The organism is Gelidibacter japonicus (assembly GCF_010725055.1).
GTDB lineage: Bacteria > Bacteroidota > Bacteroidia > Flavobacteriales > Flavobacteriaceae > Gelidibacter > Gelidibacter japonicus.
In genome coordinates, this window is sequence record NZ_BJKB01000017.1 from 60,725 (window position 1) to 80,234 (window position 19,510).

Annotated in this window: 11 protein-coding genes; 1 reads left to right on the top strand and 10 read right to left on the bottom strand. The window is 39.6% G+C overall.

Annotation, left to right across the window (positions count from 1 at the left end; all coding sequences use genetic code 11):
- Positions 1 to 32 precede the first annotated feature (32 nt).
- Genes G6N06_RS15785 through G6N06_RS15805 form a run of 5 tightly spaced genes read right to left on the bottom strand, consistent with a single transcriptional unit; the run spans position 33 to position 10,970 of the window.
- Positions 33 to 395, bottom strand: a complete 363-nt coding sequence (locus tag G6N06_RS15785; RefSeq protein ID WP_163517753.1) for a VanZ family protein — start codon at positions 393 to 395, stop codon at positions 33 to 35.
- Positions 388 to 768, bottom strand: coding sequence for a glycine cleavage system protein GcvH (gene gcvH / locus G6N06_RS15790; protein WP_163517754.1), 381 nt, complete (start codon positions 766 to 768; stop codon positions 388 to 390). The genes G6N06_RS15785 and gcvH overlap by 8 nt, the downstream gene beginning before the upstream one ends.
- A gap of 56 nt (positions 769 to 824) precedes the next feature.
- Positions 825 to 8,021, bottom strand: a complete 7,197-nt coding sequence (gene sov / locus G6N06_RS15795) for a T9SS outer membrane translocon Sov/SprA (protein WP_240338085.1) — start codon at positions 8,019 to 8,021, stop codon at positions 825 to 827.
- A 6-nt stretch (positions 8,022 to 8,027) separates the two neighbouring features.
- A complete protein-coding gene (gene ruvA / locus G6N06_RS15800; RefSeq protein ID WP_163517755.1) occupies positions 8,028 to 8,609 on the bottom strand; it encodes a Holliday junction branch migration protein RuvA in 582 nt (193 codons plus the stop codon).
- A gap of 45 nt (positions 8,610 to 8,654) precedes the next feature.
- A complete protein-coding gene (locus G6N06_RS15805) occupies positions 8,655 to 10,970 on the bottom strand; it encodes an NADP-dependent malic enzyme (protein ID WP_163517756.1) in 2,316 nt (771 codons plus the stop codon).
- 359 nt (positions 10,971 to 11,329) lie between these two features.
- Here G6N06_RS15805 and G6N06_RS15810 point away from each other — a divergent pair, with 359 nt between their 5' ends.
- On the top strand, positions 11,330 to 13,198 hold the full coding sequence (locus tag G6N06_RS15810) for a hypothetical protein (RefSeq protein WP_240338086.1): 1,869 nt from the start codon (positions 11,330 to 11,332) through the stop codon (positions 13,196 to 13,198).
- Positions 13,199 to 13,428: 230 nt separating this feature from the next.
- On the opposite strand, the gene queG is transcribed toward G6N06_RS15810, so the two are convergent.
- The 5 genes from queG to G6N06_RS15835 form a co-directional block, all read right to left on the bottom strand.
- On the bottom strand, positions 13,429 to 14,361 hold the full coding sequence (gene queG / locus G6N06_RS15815) for a tRNA epoxyqueuosine(34) reductase QueG (RefSeq protein WP_163517757.1): 933 nt from the start codon (positions 14,359 to 14,361) through the stop codon (positions 13,429 to 13,431).
- Between the two features lie 97 nt (positions 14,362 to 14,458).
- Positions 14,459 to 14,785: a GIY-YIG nuclease family protein gene (locus G6N06_RS15820; RefSeq protein WP_163517758.1), complete on the bottom strand. Its 327-nt coding sequence runs from the start codon at positions 14,783 to 14,785 to the stop codon at positions 14,459 to 14,461.
- 29 nt (positions 14,786 to 14,814) lie between these two features.
- A complete protein-coding gene (locus G6N06_RS15825) occupies positions 14,815 to 16,155 on the bottom strand; it encodes a cytochrome P450 (protein WP_163517759.1) in 1,341 nt (446 codons plus the stop codon).
- A 97-nt stretch (positions 16,156 to 16,252) separates the two neighbouring features.
- Positions 16,253 to 17,278 carry a Holliday junction branch migration DNA helicase RuvB gene (ruvB, locus tag G6N06_RS15830; RefSeq protein WP_163517785.1) on the bottom strand — a complete coding sequence of 342 codons (1,026 nt, stop codon included), beginning with the start codon at positions 17,276 to 17,278 and terminating at the stop codon, positions 16,253 to 16,255.
- Between the two features lie 425 nt (positions 17,279 to 17,703).
- On the bottom strand, positions 17,704 to 19,500 hold the full coding sequence (locus G6N06_RS15835) for a cytochrome c oxidase subunit I (RefSeq protein ID WP_163517760.1): 1,797 nt from the start codon (positions 19,498 to 19,500) through the stop codon (positions 17,704 to 17,706).
- Positions 19,501 to 19,510: the final 10 nt, after the last annotated feature.

A 19,510-nucleotide genomic window follows, 5' to 3' on the forward strand; every position in this document is an offset into this window, starting at 1 on the left:
CCAATAATTTGTTAAAAAAGCAAGGGATTAATTTATTTTAACTTTAACTTTCTATAGAAAATTACAAAGAGTACTGCAATAATTGCACCAAAAGCATTCGCAATCATATCATAAACATCAAACATTCTTGCATTGGTTAAATATTTTTGTAGAACTTCCATTATAATCCCATAGACTGAGGCAATAATCAAGGCATAAAAAAGGCCCTTTTTTAGGTTTAAAGTATTGATATAATTAAAAATCAATATGGTCAAAAGAAAATAGGCTCCAAAGTGATTGATCTTATCATCAAAAGATGACCCTAAGGTTTCAAAGCCACCAATACTAACCAAGCTCAATATTAATAGTACTATGGCGTAAACCACTAATATGGCCAATGCCCAAAATTTACGCACCTATCACCTTTTTGTAAGCATCAGCTGATAGTAAATTATCCACCTCGGAAGGATCTGAAATCTTGATTTTAATCATCCAACCTTCACCATAAGGATCTGAATTCACTTTTTCCGGCTCGTCTTCAAGAATAGTATTGAACTCTATTATTTCACCTGAAAGCGGTAAGAACAAATCGGAAACTGTTTTCACAGCCTCAACGGTGCCAAAAATCTCATCTCGTTCCAAAGTCTCATCCAAAGTTTCCACTTCTACATAGACAATATCACCTAATTCGCCCTGAGCAAAATCTGTAATTCCTACAGTTGCAACATCTCCATCAATACTAATCCATTCATGGTCTTTTGTGTACTTTAATTGTGCTGGTATATTCATTTGTAATAAATTTTAGAGTGAAGCAAATGTACTTTTTTAAAATCCTTTAATCAAAATTAATTCCCGAAATTATATCGCAAGGTAATCCCTGATCTGATCGTTGTTTGTGGGAATGCAGTTGAGATGGCATAATCAGAAAACGTATAATCAAAATAGAAGATACCGGTCAGGTTTTTACTAAAGGCATAGTCTGCCTTATATTTCAGGCTCCATATCGTTTGTCCTGAGGTTACTTGATTGTCTTCCAAATCAAGATATCTAATGATGGTTTTGTTATCTCGCACGGAAATATCGGCCATCATGTTTAAGTCAGCCGTAATAATTTGGGTAGGACCAGCCATTTTTGATCGGATTCTCACATTCTTGATTCGATATCCCAATCCCAATATATATTCGTTCCCTTTTATTTCTGTTAACAAATTATTGTCAAAACTTAAAGACAGAATTCTATCTTTTTTAATTTCTGCCATAATTTTTACGGAGTTCTGCATCTCAAAGTCCAATTTCATCAACGGGCTGAACTGCTCTTCTAAATTAATATTGCTAAATAAAGTTTTATTTTTAAAGTTTCCTCCCTGATCGAGTTCTGCCGGGTTGCTTTCGTCATAATCCAGATTGGTGCGGAACTGGTTGATGGTATAGCCGGAGCGGTAGCCATGCGTTACAGAAAAACGCTTGAATTTGTCTTTGAACCACTTTAAGCGCATCAAACCAGTATATTTTAAAGTCCAATTTGGAATTGGGATATCCCTAAATGCACTCAAGCTTACACTACCAGCATCAGATCCTTGATAAGCAGATAAAAAAGCTGGCAATAAAACCGCCTGATTGTTTTTACCAAACCCAACAGGATAACCTTCAGTATCTACTGGATAAGTATCGTTGCCATAGAAATTACGGGCCAAGCGTCTGGCCACCACTAATCGATTGGCTCTAAAGTCGTCAAACGCCGTCGACTGTGTCTCGTCACTTGGGCTAAATGCCGTTTTGATAAGTGATGTTGAAATATTGAAGTTACCAAAGGAATTGGTGATCAGTGAATTGTACACATCACTCAATCCATCACCATTGGAATCTGTTGCATTAAAGTTTTCATTGGTGTTTTCAGAATACATTCTACTACCAATCAGGTCGATTTTCAAATCTTTGATGACTTCAATATTGGCCGACACATCCAAGCTACGGTTGGTTACTTCCGTATATTGTTGGTTGAAATCAGGATAGACGGTCAGCCATCCGTTTCTTGCCACCATGTCTCTAATATCACTCTGGCTTCCAAAAGTGTAGCCAAAGGTTGGTTTAAGCGTACCGATAAATCCTGGTGTTCTTAAATAACCTGGTAAAAATGTCCCGTTATTTTCGCTGTAATTGATCTGCAAACGTTTTACCATAGTAGCAATATCTACAAAAGTATTGAAGGCTTTTGTGCCAACGCTCGTTTCATCTACAGGCTTAGCTCCATTTTCTCTGTTGGCTGACTCACCCCTTCTCTGAATTCCCGGAGGCCCCGCAGTTCGTCCTTGAGCACTTGTTTTTCTGGCGTCCTTTCTTACCAATCCAACATATTTGTAAAGTGTTTCCATATTGAAGGTGGAATTGATATTATGCGTATTGGCGTTCTGTATTGAGTTTCCGAGATTATAAGTACGTGTAGTCCCTGTAGTTTCATCAAGTAATGGCAGATTATTGTTCAGATCAGAGCCCTTTTGCCATTGGAAATCGCCCGTATAGGAGTAGGTCGCTTTTAAGAAACTAAAGGTAGGAATCTTATAAAGAGGAATTTCATAATTGAGTTGTAATTGTTGATTTTGGATATTTGGATCGCCCAGATCAAAAAAACCATCCCAGATATCCAATGTAGGATCTTGTTTTCCGTTAATAATATCATCAACGAAATAGTTTCTGACGATATTGGTATTATTGGCCGAAAAATTCAAACTCAACGATTTTGAAAGTTTATAATTTATGGCGTATTGAAAATCAAATCTGTAGTTTCTTCGGAACAACTCTTCAAGTCCGATATTACTGCCTCCAAGTTCGACCTCTCTAAATTTCTGCTTGTTGAACTGACGTAAAATATCTGTATTGACCGTAAAACTGTTAGGCAAAAGATTGAAATTAAAATCTTTCAGGATTTTTGCGTATCTGCTTTTAAAAATAGAGTCATTTTTTGCGAATGGCTCAATCGTGATTGGATTGAAATTATAGGCATAGTTAACGCCGGTTCTAAGGTTTTGATCTAAGGCGCGTTCAATCTCAAAATCCCGGTGGTCAACTTTGTTATACGAATAATTGAATGTCAAGTTCTCCACATCATAAAAACGAGGTTTCTGGTCTCCAGTGCGTTGTTTTCTGACCCCAATAAAGTTGATGCTCTTCCGTTTGGTGTAATCTTCCGACTGTTCTAATATTTGCTCTTTTTCAGCTGAAGAACTAGCTGCATCAAGCCTAGAATCCAAGGTTAAATCATTGTAGAATTGATCGTATTTTGGGGTGATCATCTCTTCACTTTGAGCATAATTGAACGGCAATTGAATTCCCCATTTTTTAGGTAATAACTGGCCGAGGTTCACATTGGTAACCACATCATATTGCATAACATCCTCACGACTGCGCTCATTTGGTCGTTGCTCCAAACTTCCAAAACCTACTGTACTTTGTCTTCCGGTGGCACTAATGTCAGCAAAGTCGGCAATATTGGAGTCCATACTCAAAATGGCCGCCCAACCACCTTCATTATCCAAATCAGAAAGACGGAGCTCATTAAACCAAACTTTTCCACATAAATAGGTAGCTGTGGTATTGTTTTTTACCCCAACCATAAGTACCCTGACATCTCCAAAATTAGGATTTCCCTTTATACTCACACGCGTTTGGCCAACCTCAAAATTATCTCCTGGCGCGGCCAATTCAGGACCTGATGGCGTGACGTTGTAAACGGTTGGATCTGGATTGGACAAAGAACCATCACTTATACCTAAGGCCTTGATTTTTTGTAAAATCTCCAAACTAATGTCAATTTCATTTTCAGATGGCCAAACTTGATCACGGGCTGTCCCGGCAACAACGTTTAATGACACTTGAATCTCATAGAAGTTTTGGGTGAAATCATTCCCCATCCTGATAAAACCGATCATTTCACCAGGGTTCAAGGTCCTTCCTTCCAATCCTTCAGCATGCATGAACATTTTCAATTTTTTATACTGCCGCATGTCAATGCTAATATTTTTATAAACCCCTCGAGAATCATCTCCTTCCAGTTCACATACCTCAACCACCAAAGACTGTTCGTTTTGTCGGATGATATTATTGTTGTTGTTGAGTTGCTCCAACTCTACTCCTGGAGGCAGCACATAATTCCCTTCGTTTTCTTGCAAACCTACTACCCCAACACTGAATGAAGCATCCGAACTATTATTGTTAGGATTATTGTCCAGATCAAGCGTATATCGCCTCCAATCACTTCTTACCAAATCTAAAGTTGCAAACCGCATAACCGTCGTTTGGGAAAACCCTTTCAGATACATTCTTGCAAACCGCACAGAGCGAATATCAGAAATCCCTCCAATGGCTCGTGTAGCAGCATCAATCGGAATTCTAAATTGGTACCATCTCACATCACGGTTATCACCATTTGGCAAAGTGATATTTCTGGTTTTAACGTCGTTGATCAAACTATTGTTTGGATTGTCCAAACTTGCCCGTGTAATGTCAATTTCATATTCATAATAACTATCAATGGTGTTCATTGTGTTATCTCTGTTGATATCCTCTACATCAGGCTGTGTTGTGGAACCTCGGTTGGTATCGGAAAAGATGTCTGGCGAATTTCCTTCCGAGCCGTTATACCTCTTATAACGATCGAAAATATTACCGTCGGCCTGAAGGAAATACGTATAGTTGTCATTTGATGGGTCAGCACCAAATTGCGATCCGAATCTGGCTATTTCTTCAGCATCATCAAAACCGTCGTATCCTACGTCCTGATTGGTTCGATTTTGTCCCGTACTTGAAAATGCATAAATCAAAGATTGGTTGCGTGGTACTACGGTTCCAAAATCGGTGACCTGTAACCCGCTGATATCTCCATTTTCAGGCAATCCGTTTTCATATTGCTTTTTACCATCCTTAATAATGTCTTCGGAAATATTACCCAAATTTATAAGCAACTTCCCACCAAGATTGGATGTGTTGTCCAGAAAAGGATCCTGTACCCAAAACTCAATATACTCAACATTGGCCTGTTCAAAATCGGTACTGGTTATGGCCCGTGTGATTCCTGCCCAACTATCCTGAGGTCGGGTTAAGGTATTGGGATAATCAATGTTTTGTTCCTGAAAATTATAAGGACCTCTTTCGGTTGGATAATAAGCCAAATCCAAGGTTGGAATATAGGTGTTCTGTCCCTGCACCAAATCGCGTTCTGGGAAAATTTCATCAATAAACACCCGTCTGGTGTAAAGGTTCGATACGTCATTATCTGTTATACCCCCTGGGCGTTGATTACTATAAAAAATAGGGTCTATAGTGTACCAATTCAGATGTGCCCTGTTAAATCCGTTTTGTATTCCTATATCATCCTCATTAGGCGATAAGCCCAAATTTTTAGGCCTACTCGATAAAAACCAGGATTGGGGCGATAACAAATCGATACTTCCTTGTGAACCTTCAAAATCATCAACATAAGCGGTGGCTTCACCCTGAAAATCTGCCCCTTTAGGTGCACCTGGAAGCAAATAGGCAAATTCCCCTCTTACCGATAGATTGGAAGGAACATCCGTATCAATATTTGGCAATTTGTTTGCCAATCGGGTCAAGAATGGAACTTCCGTCGAATAATTGCCGTTAAACCCAAAAATGGTATTGTTGATTGATTCGGAATTATAATTGGATTTTTGGGTGATTGGACGCTCATTAAGGTTTAAGAAAGTGGCCCCCAATACAAAGTTTTCATTGAATTGATGTTCTACGTTCAACCCAGTAAAACGCTTGGTCTGTTGTCCGAAAACGGCATTGTTCTCAACAGAAACATTGATTGGCGTATTGGATGCTTTCAAGGCCTGATCTAAAATTTCCACCCGTCCCAATTGATAGTTAACGGTATAATCCACACCTTCCACCAGGACACGTCCACCAGCAGTGACTTTGACAGATCCCCGTGGCACATTGAAGGCGCCAATGGCAATCCCTTCACCACCTGAAGATTTGTAGCGCCCTTTCAACTGGAATTTATTTTTCTCTGATTCTTCTAAAGCAGCCGTTTTTGTGCCTTTGTAGAGGATGTCATAGACATATTTTTCCTGGTTTGGGTTGGTATAGGTTGGATCATTATAATCGGTAGGATAAGCAGGATCGGCCAACACATCAAATAAATATTTTCCGAAGGGCTCCACTTTTGTAAAAATGATCTTTCCATTTTGGGGCAATACTGTAATCCCCGGAACAAAATCAAAAAACCCATCCCCATTTTGTTGCGGATCATTGTTATAGTTCAATCGGTCCAAATGAAAAAGTCGGATCAATGGGGTTTCTGTTATTTCTGTATCATCAGAAGGATCTGAGGTATTATTATCATACGGCGGAAACGTTGTTCCATTAACTGGTTTGATATAATTTAATGCCGAAGATTCGGTGTAAAAGATGTTTAATTTGAAATCTTCCTGACTCAGTTGATAGGCCCCAGAATCGTAAATGTTTTTCATCATCAAATCCCAAATAGGCTGATTTACATTTGTGATGGCACTTTTCAACATCTTTAACACAAGATTGTTATTGTTGACTACCGTATTTCCCGATACCGGATCTGTTGACGATCCTGTGGCCTCTACCCCGTCATTGGCAAACTCTCCCACCTGGTAGACATTACTGCCGACAGTATATTGGAAGGCCACGGCCAAAACCTCATCATTTTGTAAACGTTGGTTCAAGGAGATATATCCTAATTGGGTTTGAAGTGTATAATCATATCCTTCTGTCAATTTTTTGGCGTTTTCCAATTTCCCGAAGTCAAAACCTTCATTGGCTGGAATGTTGATGCCTTGCTCCACTCTGGTAATATCTCTTACCGCACTGGTCAAATTTGAACCTGCACCACCAATATTGGTCGGGTCAAAACCATTGTTTTTATTGTCTGGAAGTGGTCCGGGTCTTAAAATATTGACCGTAGAACCCACACGTTGCGATTCTCCAAGATCTTGGAAAGCAACAATATTCCTGACGTTATCGGTCTGATTGCTTCTGTTGGTCACCCAAACCTCAATTCGAGTAATTTGGACATTACTGTTGATATGCGGATACCTTTCTAAGGCGACATCATAGCGATCCCTGAAATAGTGCGCGAGGAAAAAGTGTCGGTTTTCATCATAATCCCGTGCATAAAATGAAAACTCCTCAAGCGTCCCACCACCTTGTGCCACGACGGAGCGCGACTGCGATTTTTGCTCAGAGAACACGGCGGTTACTTTGGTCTTTCCAAACTGCAATTCGGTTTTGACACCAAACAAACTTTGAGCTCCCGTAATTAAAGAACTATTGAGTGGCATACTCACATTTCCCACTTCAATTTTTCGAACAATATCGTCTTCGGTGGGTGTGTATTCCAACTTGATCAAGTTTTGAAAATCAAAAGTAGACTGTGTATCGTAATTAGCCGTCACTTGAAGTCTTGTGCCCACTTTTCCCAATAAACTCAAGCTGATACGTTGATCAAAATCGAAGGTGAAATTACTCCGGTTACGAGGTGAAAAGGATGGATTGTCCTGTTTGGTAAACAAAACCCCCAAATCCATTTCTACCGAACCTTGCGGAATGACCTCAATAGTGTTGCCTCCAAAAAGGGTTTCAAAGAATCCAGAGTTGACGTAAAATTCAGGAAGAAGATTTTTTTGTTGATCTTCGGTACCTTCTTTTTTACCTTCGGCGGCATCAACTTTTTGCTTGTAGTAATTCTTTAGGTTTTCTTCAAGCACCAACTGTTGATATTCCTTTGGAGTCAGAATTAAGGGATGGTTGATATTGAAACGACCAACCGTTTGCGTAAAGATATACCGGTCAGTATTGGGATCGTAAGTATACTTGGATACGATGCTATTGGGATCGGGCATTTTGATACGGCCCAATGTGTATCCCGTTTTAGTAGAATCCTGAGTTGAGGGAATTTCCTGTGAAAACCCAATTTGACCAATAAACAAAGCCAAGCCTATGAGCCATAAACGTATTAATGATAATGATAAGCTAGGATTGGTTGTACTCAAAATCGGTTATAAATTTTTTAATGCCTCTTTTATAATGACCTCTACATTAGCATCGGGTTGATGGTTAACTATTTTCTCGACAACACGTTCTGCTTGTTTTCGTGCAAATCCGAGAACCTCTAAAGCAGATAACGCTTCATCTTTGTTCGTATTGTTTTTGATTGTAGAAACATCATCAATATCGTATATTTTTAGCACTTTATCTTTCAAGTCCAAAATCACTCGAGCTGCGGTCTTTGCTCCAATACCCTTAACGGATTGCATTAAGGCCACATCACCATGTGCAATTCCCTCCCTCACCTGTTTTGGGGTCAGAGAAGACAACATGGTACGGGCGGTACTTGAACCCACGCCACTCACAGAAATCAACAATTTAAAAATATCACGTTCAGCCTTTGAAGAAAAACCAAACAAAGAATGCGAATCATCCTTGACCTGCAAATAAGTATACAGCTTAAGAAAGTCGCCGTCAGGAATTTGAGAATAAGTGTGCAGTGAAATATTGATCAGATAGCCCACACCATTGCAGTCAATTACAACATCAGTTAAATTCTTTTCAACAAGTTTCCCTTGAATATGTGTAATCATGTGTTGGCTTTGGTTAAAGACTCAAATGTAATAAAATTATTTTCATTACAAAGCTGATTCTTTTTCTAAAGCGGCTTTAACTTCTTGCTCCCTTCTCTCTTTTTGTTGGGCATCAATAACGGCAATGGCGGTCATGTTGACTATTTCATCCACACTGGCATCCAACTGTAGGATGTGCACCGGTTTACGCATGCCCATCATGATCGGCCCGATAGACTCTGCACCATTAAGTTCTTTTAAAAGTTTATAGGTAATGTTTGCCGAATCCAAATTTGGAAAAACAAGCGTGTTGACCTTTTTACCGGCCAATTTCGAAAACGGGAAATTCTCTTGAAGCATATCTTGATTGAGTGCAAAGTCCGTTTGCAACTCACCATCCACCAACAAATCAGGATTGGACTCGTGCAAAATTTTGACGGCGTCTCTGACTTTGGTTGCCTTCGGACTCGGGGAGGATCCGAAGTTGGCAAATGAAATCATAGCCATAATAGGTTCCATCCCAAACATTCTAACGGTTCTCGCCGTCATTTGTGCAATGGTCGCCAAATCTTCCGCTGGTGGATCTATATTGATTGAGGTATCACTCAAGAACATCGGACCACGACGGGTCATCATCAGGTTAGTAGTAGCAATACGAGACGCACCTTTTGCCAAACCAATGAGTTCCAACATAGGTTTTACAACTGATGGATAACTTCTTGAAAAACCAGAAATCAAGGCATCAGCATCACCCTCATTGACCATCATTGCGGCAAAATAATTGCGTTCTCTCATCAACTTCTGTGCAGAGTACAGGGTAACACCTTTGCGTTTGCGTTGCGACCAATATACTTCTGCATATCTATTGCGACGTTTTTCTTCGTCATCAGTTTTAGGATCGATGATTTCAACATCAGAATCAAATTCAATCTCAGCCATCAGACTCAAAATGGTTTCCCTTCTTCCCAACAAAATCGGAATGGCGATGCCTTCATCATAAGCAATTTGTGCTGCCTTCAACACGTCTAAATGGTCTGCTTCTGCATAAACCACACGCTTAGGGTCCATTTTAGCCCTATTGGTCAGCAATCTGACAATTTTATTGTCAGATCCCAAACGCTCTCTCAAATGATCGCGGTACTTATCCCAATCGTTTATCGGCTCCTTGGCTACGCCACTGTCCATTGCTGCCTGAGCCACCGCTGGAGGAACCTCTATAATTAAACGAGGGTCAAAAGGTTTAGGAATGATATAATCCCTTCCAAACGTCAAACGGGTCTCACCATAGGCGATATTGACCTGTTCTGGCACGTTTTGTTTGGCCAACTTAGCGAGGGCCTCAACCGCAGCCATTTTCATGGCCTCATTGATTTTAGTGGCTCTTACATCTAAAGCACCTCTGAAAATATATGGAAATCCAAGAACATTATTCACCTGGTTAGGGTGGTCAGAACGCCCTGTGGCCATAATAACATCTTCGCGTGTATCGAGGGCCAATTGGTATTCAATTTCTGGATCTGGATTGGCCATGGCAAAGACAATTGGATTATCTGCCATAGACAACAGCATTTTAGGGGAAACGACATTTGAAGTGGACAAACCGATAAACACATCCGAATTTATCATAGCATCCTCAAGAGTTTCTATCTCACGATGTGTAGCAAATTCAGCTTTTTCTGAAGTTAAATTCGTTCTGTTTTGTCTGATAACACCCTTGCTGTCACACATGACGATATTTTCACGTTTGGCACCAAAAGCTTGGTACAAACGCGTACATGAAATAGCAGCAGCTCCAGCGCCACTGATAACAATTTGAGCATCTTCTATTTTTTTATCAGCAAGTTCCAAGGCATTCAATAAGGCCGCAGCAGAAATTATTGCCGTACCATGTTGATCATCATGCATGACTGGAATATCCAGCTCGGCCTTTAAACGACGTTCAATTTCAAAAGCTTCAGGCGCTTTGATATCCTCCAGATTGATTCCACCAAAGGTTGGGGCTATCATTTTGACCGTTTGGATGAATTCTTCTACGTTTTCAGTATCTATCTCAATATCAAAAACATCAATATCAGCAAAAATTTTAAAGAGCAAACCCTTTCCTTCCATTACAGGTTTTGATGCTTCAGGGCCAATATTCCCAAGCCCTAAAACTGCGGTGCCGTTCGTTATCACCGCTACCAAATTGCCTTTGGCCGTATATTTATAGACATTATTGACATTTCTGGCAATTTCCAAACAGGGTTCTGCAACACCTGGAGAATAGGCTAATGACAAATCGCGTTGTGTTGCGTATTTTTTGGTAGGAACCACCTCAATTTTTCCTGGAGTTGGTTTGGCATGATATACTAATGCTTCTCTACGTTTGCTCTGCTTACTCATAAAAATTAAAATTTTTAGCTAAAGAACAAAGGTAACTGTTTTATGAGAAAAGAAAAGAGACATTAATTGGTTTTGATAGAAATTTCTTTGCAGCACACGATTTGCGAACTTGAACTAAATTATAAATCAGCGCCATTTAGAACATCTTCACTTCAACTATTTAAAAAACAACAGGTTCCGTTCAGCACTAAACGACAGTCACCCTCCGGGCCAATAAGATTTGTTCAGCAATTATATTTAAAGGTATGGCGGCCTCCATGGTGTCGGAATTCAAAAGATAATTTCCTGAGTAAATTATATTTTTAACCTTTTGAATTGGATTATATTTGTGGGAAGTTTTTTGAATCCCCTTTTTACTCATGCCATTAAAAACCTTCTTTTTTGTCATCCTCTTCTACTGTTGTCACGCAAGGGTTGAAGCGCAAGTAAACACAACCAAAAAGGATTCTATATACCAAAAAATAGAAGACTATTCAGAGAAACGGAAATTCACCAAAACGCTACATAAGCTCATTTTTAGGTCAACGACAAAGAGACCGGTAAAATCACCAAAAAATCGACCGAAACAAGATTTAGCACCATTTGAAGGAAAGATCATCCGGAATATCACTATTCAAAGCCACGATCCCTTCGGGTTTTCTTTTACAGACAGTACCCAAACTGCAAATAGTTGGATCGAAAAAACGGGGAATTTTATTCATATCAAAACCAAAGCTTTTGCCATAAGAAACACCTTGCTCGTTAAGGAAAACACAGCTTTGGATACGCTTCTACTAAATGAATCCGAGCGTTTGATCAGGGCACAAAATTATATAAGACGCGTTGAAGTCACTGCTAAGGAAGTGGGGGTTTCCAAAGACTCTATCGATCTTCATATAGAGGTTTTGGACTCTTGGAGCCTAATTCCATCTGCAACCATTTCAACTTCAAAAACCAAGTTAAGGTTGAAGAATCGAAATTTCCTTGGATTTGGGCACGAATTCAACAACAGTGTCACTAAAAGCCTGGACGATAGCAACTATGGTTACGAAATGAACTATACTGTACCAAACATTAATAATACATTTATCGAAACCACATTGGCTTACAGAATAGACTTGGATGGCGATTATAGTAAAGTCTTGGATATTGAACGTCCTTTTTATTCCCCATTGGCACGCTGGGCTGGAGGGATTTACCTCGATGAACAATATCAAAAAGAATATCTTGACAATGCTCAGGGTGAACCTGACTTACAAAACTTTAGATACCACACCCAAGATTTTTGGGGAGGGCACGCTTTTAAAATATTTGATGGCATTTCGGAAAAGGAACGTACGACTAACCTCATTAGCAGTTTAAGGTTTTTGCATGTAGGATATCGTGAACGACCTTCTGCCGCTTATGATAGTATTGGGTACTTTGCCAACGAATCATTTTATTTGGGGAGCTTGGGCATTGCCTCACGACAATTTATAAAGGACGATTATATTTTTAGAGACGGCACTATTGAAGACGTCCCTATCGGTACGGTATATGCCATCACCAGTGGTTATCAACGAAAAAATCAACACAACCGCATGTATATTGGGGCCAAAGCATCTCATGGCAACTATTTCAATTGGGGCTACTTGAGCACCAGTTTCGAATTTGGGAGCTTTGTAGATCACAGTCATCTGGAACAAACAACCATTTCCTTACAAGCCAAGTATTTTACAAATCTGATTTCTTTGGGCAACAATTGGAAAATGCGTCAATTTGTAAAGCCTCAAATACTTATTGGTACGAACAGATTGCCATCTGAAGGTGACCGCATTACTATTGACCAAAAAAACAAATTCAGAGGCGTTTACGATAATAATTATGACCTAAAGCAAGGGGCAGGTATTCCCGGTTTTAAAAGTGACCTTATGGGAACGAAGAAATATGTCCTTTCCTTACAGACCCAATTTTATTCCCCATGGGAAGTGTGGGGTTTTCGCTTAAATCCGTATGTCAATTTTACTGCAGCAGCGTTGGGCGATGAAGGCGAATCTATTTTAAACAGCAAATTATACTCTTCTTTCAGCGCCGGTTTTATTATTAGAAATGATTATTTAGTGTTCAATTCCTTTCAACTATCATTTTCATTTTATCCACAAGTTCCCGGGCAAGGCAACAATATTTTTAAAATGAATGCTTACGAAACAGAAGATTTCGGTTTCCAAGATTTTGATCTGGGGAAGCCAACACCGGTTTGGTATAATTGAGGGATTAGTGATTAGTGATTAGGAATTAGGAACCGCCCGAACGTGCCTTTTTGGAACGGGCGGGTTATGGATTAGGAAGAGATTGAAGAGTGTTGATTTATGATTTTTGAATAACGAATAACGAATAACGGTCATCACTATTCAGGGAAGTTCAATTATAGAAAAATTATATTTTTTTATTTAATGAATTGGATGTTTTTAGTTCCAAATCCAAATTTTGCCATAAAGGATTAAGATTCCTGATTGCTCAGGAATTCAATATTCCGTTTCAACCCTTCAAACTTGGTCCGCTTTACAGCCGATTTTTTAAAAAGGTCCTTAAACACCTCTTCAGTAATCTCTTCCCAGTCTTTTTTGGTCATGGACAATAATTCTGGATGCGGATTGAACAAAGGCTCACTATGTGCTTTTGAAAAACGGTTCCACGGACACACGTCTTGGCATATATCGCAACCAAATATCCAATCGTCAAATTTGCCCTTGAATTCAGTGGGAATCTTATCTTTTAGCTCAATGGTAAAATAGGAGATGCATTTGCTGCCATCTACCACATAAGGTTCGGTAATGGCTTGTGTGGGACAGGCATCGATGCATTTTGTACAGGTGCCACAATGATCGGTTGTGGATGAATCATATTCCAACTCCAAATCAATAATTAATTCCCCCACAAAATAAAATGAGCCTACTTGTTGGGTCAATAACAAAGTGTGCTTTCCAACCCATCCCAACCCTGATTTGGCTGCCCACGCTTTATCCAAAACCGGTGCAGAGTCCGTAAAAGCACGACCACTGACTTCGCCAATTTCTTCAGTGATAAAATTTAAAAGCTCTTTTAGCTTATCCTTGATTACAAAGTGATAATCTGTGCCGTACGCGTATTTCGACAGCTTAAAGGTGTTTTGAGTTTGGGTTTCTTGTGGGTAATAGTTAAGAAGAAGAGATATGACACTTTTAGATCCTTCCACTAACTTAGTCGGATCAAGGCGCTTATCGAAATGATTTTCCATGTACTGCATTTCGCCATTCATGTTATTCTTCAACCATTTTTCGAGTCGTGGTGCTTCTTCCTCCAAAAACTGGGCTTTGCTGATGCCACAAGAAAGAAACCCGAGACGTTTGGCTTCAGTTTTTATGAGTTGGCTGTATTTGGCTTTGTTGTTCAAGTTGAAAATTTATTTCTCATGGTCGAGCTGAGCATTAACGATTTTAAAATATATTTTGAAAGAAGTTAGCTTACGCAGTAAGTCGAAGATTTTAATATCACACACTTTTATTACCCGGATTATATTTATAATGTGTTGCATTACGACATTCAGAAAGGATCTGCAACATATCAAAATCTCCTTCAATCAAAGCTTTCTTTTTAGCTCTCGTCCATCTCTTTATTTTCTTTTCGAAATCTATGGCTTGCAAAATATCATTAAACACCTGATAGAATTCCATGGTTATAGGACGTCTTTTAAAGGTATAATATTCCTTATTGATTCCGAATTCATGTTCTTGAAATCTGCGTGCAATATTATTTGTGATTCCAGTATAATAAGAATTGTCGGAACATTTTAGAATATAAACATAATATTGGAACATATTGTTAATTTTAGCGGCTTCGACTGCGCTCAGCCTGACATTCTACTTTCAAATTTCAAAAAAGCATTCTTAGGTTTTAAGGTAATTAAAGGTGTGATCTCTATGGCGTCAAATTCGGCAGTCATTTTATAGTTTTTAACCAATTCAGTGACGGCAATGATCATTTCAAACATAGCAAAATTATTACCAATACATTTTCTTGGGCCTGCACCGAATGGAAAATATTGGGATGAGAATTTTCGTCCGCCGTCTTCAAAACGTGATGGTAAAAATTCGTTTGACCTTTCCCACAATTGCGGATGACGGTGTATCTCATAAATAGAAAGCAACAGATTTGACCCTTTTTTAAAGATCATATTATTAAACTCATCGTCTTCAATGTTTACCCGATCAATAAAATAGACTGGCGGATATAACCGCATCGCTTCTTCAATCACTTGTTGGCACACTTTAGATGAGGTGACCACATGCATCAAATCCTCTGAGCCATTGGTGATTTGGATATTTTCCTGATGAATTTTCTCTTGCCATTCTGGATGTTTCGCCAAAAGCTGAAAGATAAAAGTTAAGGCGTTGGAAGTCGTTTCATGTCCTGCAATAAACAGTATCAAGATTTCATCTATCAGCTGTTCTTCTTCCATGAAACTGCCATCGTCATATTGCGCTTCCAAAAGCATGTCCAACAAATCGCCCTGCTTTTCATCAGAATCCCGCCGCGTCTTGACAATGTTTTTAAGGATTTGACGTGCTTCTCGAGTCAGTTTCAAATGTTTTTCGATGGTGCCACTTGCTTTGAACCACCAGCCTAAATAAGGTTGCCTAAGTTCTCTGACCAACATTTTTTGTGCAGCTTCTGTTATAAATTGTAATCGGTTGATGGCATCATCGTCTGCCGCACTACTGAATAAGGATTTAACGACAGTTTGAAAGGCGAGATCATTAAAGATGGGAAAGACATCAAGTTTCTTATCAACTTCAATATGCTTATATTCCAACAGAATGGCCTCACGTATTTTGTCTAATAGGGTCGCCAATTGTTTTTTATGAAATGCCGGTTGGATGAGTTGACGTTGCTTTTTCCATAATTCTCCTTCAGAAGTCAGCAATCCTTTCCCCACATATTTGACCAAGTCTTCCGTTTGGATTTTGGACTTGGTATAGTTTCTTTGATTCTTTTGAAGGACATATTCGGCAAAGGCGGCATCACGCGAAAAAACGATTTCATTAGAAAAGCCGATTTTCAGCTTAAAAGTATCGCCTTTAGCAGTGAAATTGGCATGGTGAAAATTCAATGGGTTTTTCAGAATCTCCAAAGAATGCTTTATAAAACTTATTAAAGGAACAGATGGAATTTCTTTATTTATAGCCATTGCACTGCGCATATTTTAGACCACGTCCCAAGTGGTGTAGTCATCAATTTTCAAAATAAAACATAGAAGTCTGAGTTATAAATACCTCTTTTAAGGATTATGAAAATAATCCTCCCTGAATATTGCCCTTGATCTTTCCAAGATGTTTATAGGCCAATTCAGTGACCTCCCTCCCTCTTGGGGTACGCATAATAAATCCTTGCTGAATCAAGAAAGGCTCGTAGACTTCTTCAATAGTTTCAGCACTCTCACTAACGGCAGTAGCCAGGGTGGTAATGCCTACCGGGCCACCTTTGAACTTGTCAATAATGGTCATCAAAATTTTGTTGTCCATTTCATCAAGACCGTGGGTATCCACATTCAAAGCTTTAAGTGCAAATTTGGCAATGGCTATATCAATGCTGCCATTTCCTTTTATTTGTGCAAAATCGCGGACGCGACGCAACAAAGCGTTCGATATTCTGGGCGTTCCCCTACTTCTGCCAGCTATTTCAACAGCCGCTTCCATAGAAATTGGAACGTTTAAAATGGAGGCACTTCGCTGGGTAATGGTGGTCAGCAATTCAGTATTATAATACTGTAATCTGCTTTGGATTCCGAAACGGGCCCGCATTGGTGAGGTCAATAATCCAGATCGGGTTGTGGCGCCAATCAATGTAAACGGATTCAGATTGATTTGAACCGTTCTGGCATTTGGCCCCGATTCAATCATGATATCGATTTTGTAATCTTCCATAGCGGAATACAAATATTCCTCAACAATTGGACTTAGACGATGAATTTCGTCAATAAACAAGACATCACGCTCATCAAGATTGGTCAGAAGCCCGGCAAGGTCGCCTGGTTTGTCCAAAACAGGTCCTGAAGTAACTTTGATGCCCACACCCAACTCGCTCGCTAAAATGTGCGCCAAAGTTGTTTTACCAAGACCTGGAGGTCCATGAAACAAAGTATGGTCCAAAGCTTCGTCTCTTTGATTGGCAGCCTCAACAAAAATCTTTAAATTTTCCAACACCTGTTCCTGACCTGTAAAATCATCAAAGGATAAGGGTCTTAATTTCTTCTCGACATCAAGTTCTTCTGGAGAAAAGTTTTCGTTGGATGGGTTTAGGTTATCGTTCATGGTACTTCCCACGAAAGTGGGAATCTCTTTAAGAATTAAAACAAATTTTTGTAAAGCCAAGCCACAGGTTTAATTAGAGCTCGCCGCAAAAACAAAGATAAACAAAATGCTTTTCATATTCAGAAAGGCTTTTGATATAATCTATTCCCGCAAAAGCGGGAATCTCATGTACAAACCGGAATCTCATCTACAGAAAGACCAGATTAATAAATAGCAGATATAACCAAAAAGACCTTCAGAATGATAGTAACAATCCACCATATTCCCGCGAAGGTGGGAATCTTCTCTTCAAAATCCATAATATAAATCGACAAAAACCAAAAAGACCTTCAGAAGGATAGTATCGATCCGAAGGTCTGTAAATGTTTATTATAAGATTAGCTACGCTGAACCTAAAGGTTTCCTGCCTGCGCAGGAATTGGTGATTAATGCTGCAATTCTTCCTCGCCTTCCTTTAAAGGAACGTTCTGCGGTACGAAATCTACATCATGTCCCGGCTTGCTATAGTCATATGCCCAACGGTAAACATGAGGTATTTCTCCAGGCCAGTTGCCATGAATATGTTTTACAGGCGTTGTCCACTCCAATGTAGTCGCTCTCCACGGATTTTGAGTTGCTTTTTTACCATAGAATATACTTACGAAGAAATTATATAAATAAACAAGCTGTATCGCACCTCCAATCAATGCAAATACGGTGATTACAATATTAACATCGGTTAAATCATCAAACAATGGGAATGCTGAGTTGGTATAATAACGTCTTGGCAATCCGGCCATTCCTATAAAATGCATCGGGAAGAAAACACCGTAAGCCGAAATGGCGGTAATCCAGAAGTGGATATACCCTAAATTCTTATTCATCATTCGACCAAACATTTTTGGATACCAATGATAGATACCAGCAAACATACCATAGATAGCTGAAATCCCCATAACCAAGTGGAAGTGGGCAATAACGAAATACGTATCGTGCACGTTAATGTCCAAAGCACTATCACCAACAATAATTCCGGTTAAACCTCCGGTGATGAATGTGGATACGAATCCAATGGCAAACAACATGGCGGGGTTCATCTGCAGGTTTCCTTTCCAAATGGTTGTAATCCAGTTAAAAGCCTTGACGGCCGACGGGATAGCAATCAATAAGGTTGTAAACGTGAACACCGATCCAAGGAATGGATTCATTCCTGATACGAACATATGGTGACCCCAAACAATGGTTGATAAGAATGCGATGGCCAGAATAGACGCCACCATGGCACGATAACCAAAAATCGGTTTTCGTGAGTTGGTCGCCATAATCTCCGATACGATTCCCATGGCAGGTAGAATCACGATATAAACTTCGGGATGACCCAAGAACCAAAATAAATGTTCAAAAAGTACGGGAGATCCTCCTTGATAATGCAAGACTTCACCTTGAATAAAAATATCGGATAAGAAGAAGGATGTTCCAAAACTTCTATCCATAATCAATAATAAGGCCGCTGACAATAATACCGGGAAAGATACCACACCGATGATTGCTGTTACAAAAAACGCCCAAACAGTCAATGGCAATCTTGTCATTGACATACCTTTAGTACGCATGTTAATAACCGTCACTATATAGTTCAATGATCCCAACAAAGACTGTGCTATGAAAATCGCCATGGATATGAGCCAAAGCGTCATTCCCATGCCAGAACCGCCTTGTGCCATCGGTAAAGCGCTTAGAGGCGGATAAATGGTCCATCCCGCTGCTGCAGGTCCCGCTTCTAAAAACAATGAAATAAGCATAAGAACACAGGACACGAAAAATATCCAATAAGACAGCATATTTATAAAACCAGATGCCATATCCCGCGCTCCAATCTGGTACGGAATAAGCAGGTTACTGAAGGTACCACTCAATCCCGCAGTCAATACAAAGAACACCATGATCGTCCCATGAATGGTTACCAATGCCAAATAGATGTCAGCATCCATGACACCACCCGGTGCCCATTTGCCTAATAAAGCCTCAAAAAGAATATTGGGCTCCTCAGGCCATGCAATCTGAATTCGAAACATCAAAGACATCATGACGCCAATGATTCCCATGAGAGTTCCAGTAATCAAATATTGCTTTGCGATCATTTTATGATCTTGACTAAAGATATATTTGGTTACAAAGGTTTCTTTGTGATGATGTCCGTGACCGTCGTCATGTGCGTGAATATCTACTGCGTGTGTTGACATAATCTATATA

What these genes read in the sequence shown, in the direction of transcription:
- ruvA (WP_163517755.1), bottom strand. Translation starts at nt 8,609, where the DNA reads ATGATTACACATATTCAAGGGAAACTTGTTGAAAAGAATTTAACTGAT.
- G6N06_RS15825 (WP_163517759.1), bottom strand. Translation starts at nt 16,155, where the DNA reads ATGGCTATAAATAAAGAAATTCCATCTGTTCCTTTAATAAGTTTTATA.
- gcvH (WP_163517754.1), bottom strand. Translation starts at nt 768, where the DNA reads ATGAATATACCAGCACAATTAAAGTACACAAAAGACCATGAATGGATT.
- G6N06_RS15810 (WP_240338086.1), top strand. Translation starts at nt 11,330, where the DNA reads ATGCCATTAAAAACCTTCTTTTTTGTCATCCTCTTCTACTGTTGTCAC.
- ruvB (WP_163517785.1), bottom strand. Translation starts at nt 17,278, where the DNA reads ATGAACGATAACCTAAACCCATCCAACGAAAACTTTTCTCCAGAAGAA.
- G6N06_RS15835 (WP_163517760.1), bottom strand. Translation starts at nt 19,500, where the DNA reads ATGTCAACACACGCAGTAGATATTCACGCACATGACGACGGTCACGGA.
- G6N06_RS15805 (WP_163517756.1), bottom strand. Translation starts at nt 10,970, where the DNA reads ATGAGTAAGCAGAGCAAACGTAGAGAAGCATTAGTATATCATGCCAAA.
- G6N06_RS15820 (WP_163517758.1), bottom strand. Translation starts at nt 14,785, where the DNA reads ATGTTCCAATATTATGTTTATATTCTAAAATGTTCCGACAATTCTTAT.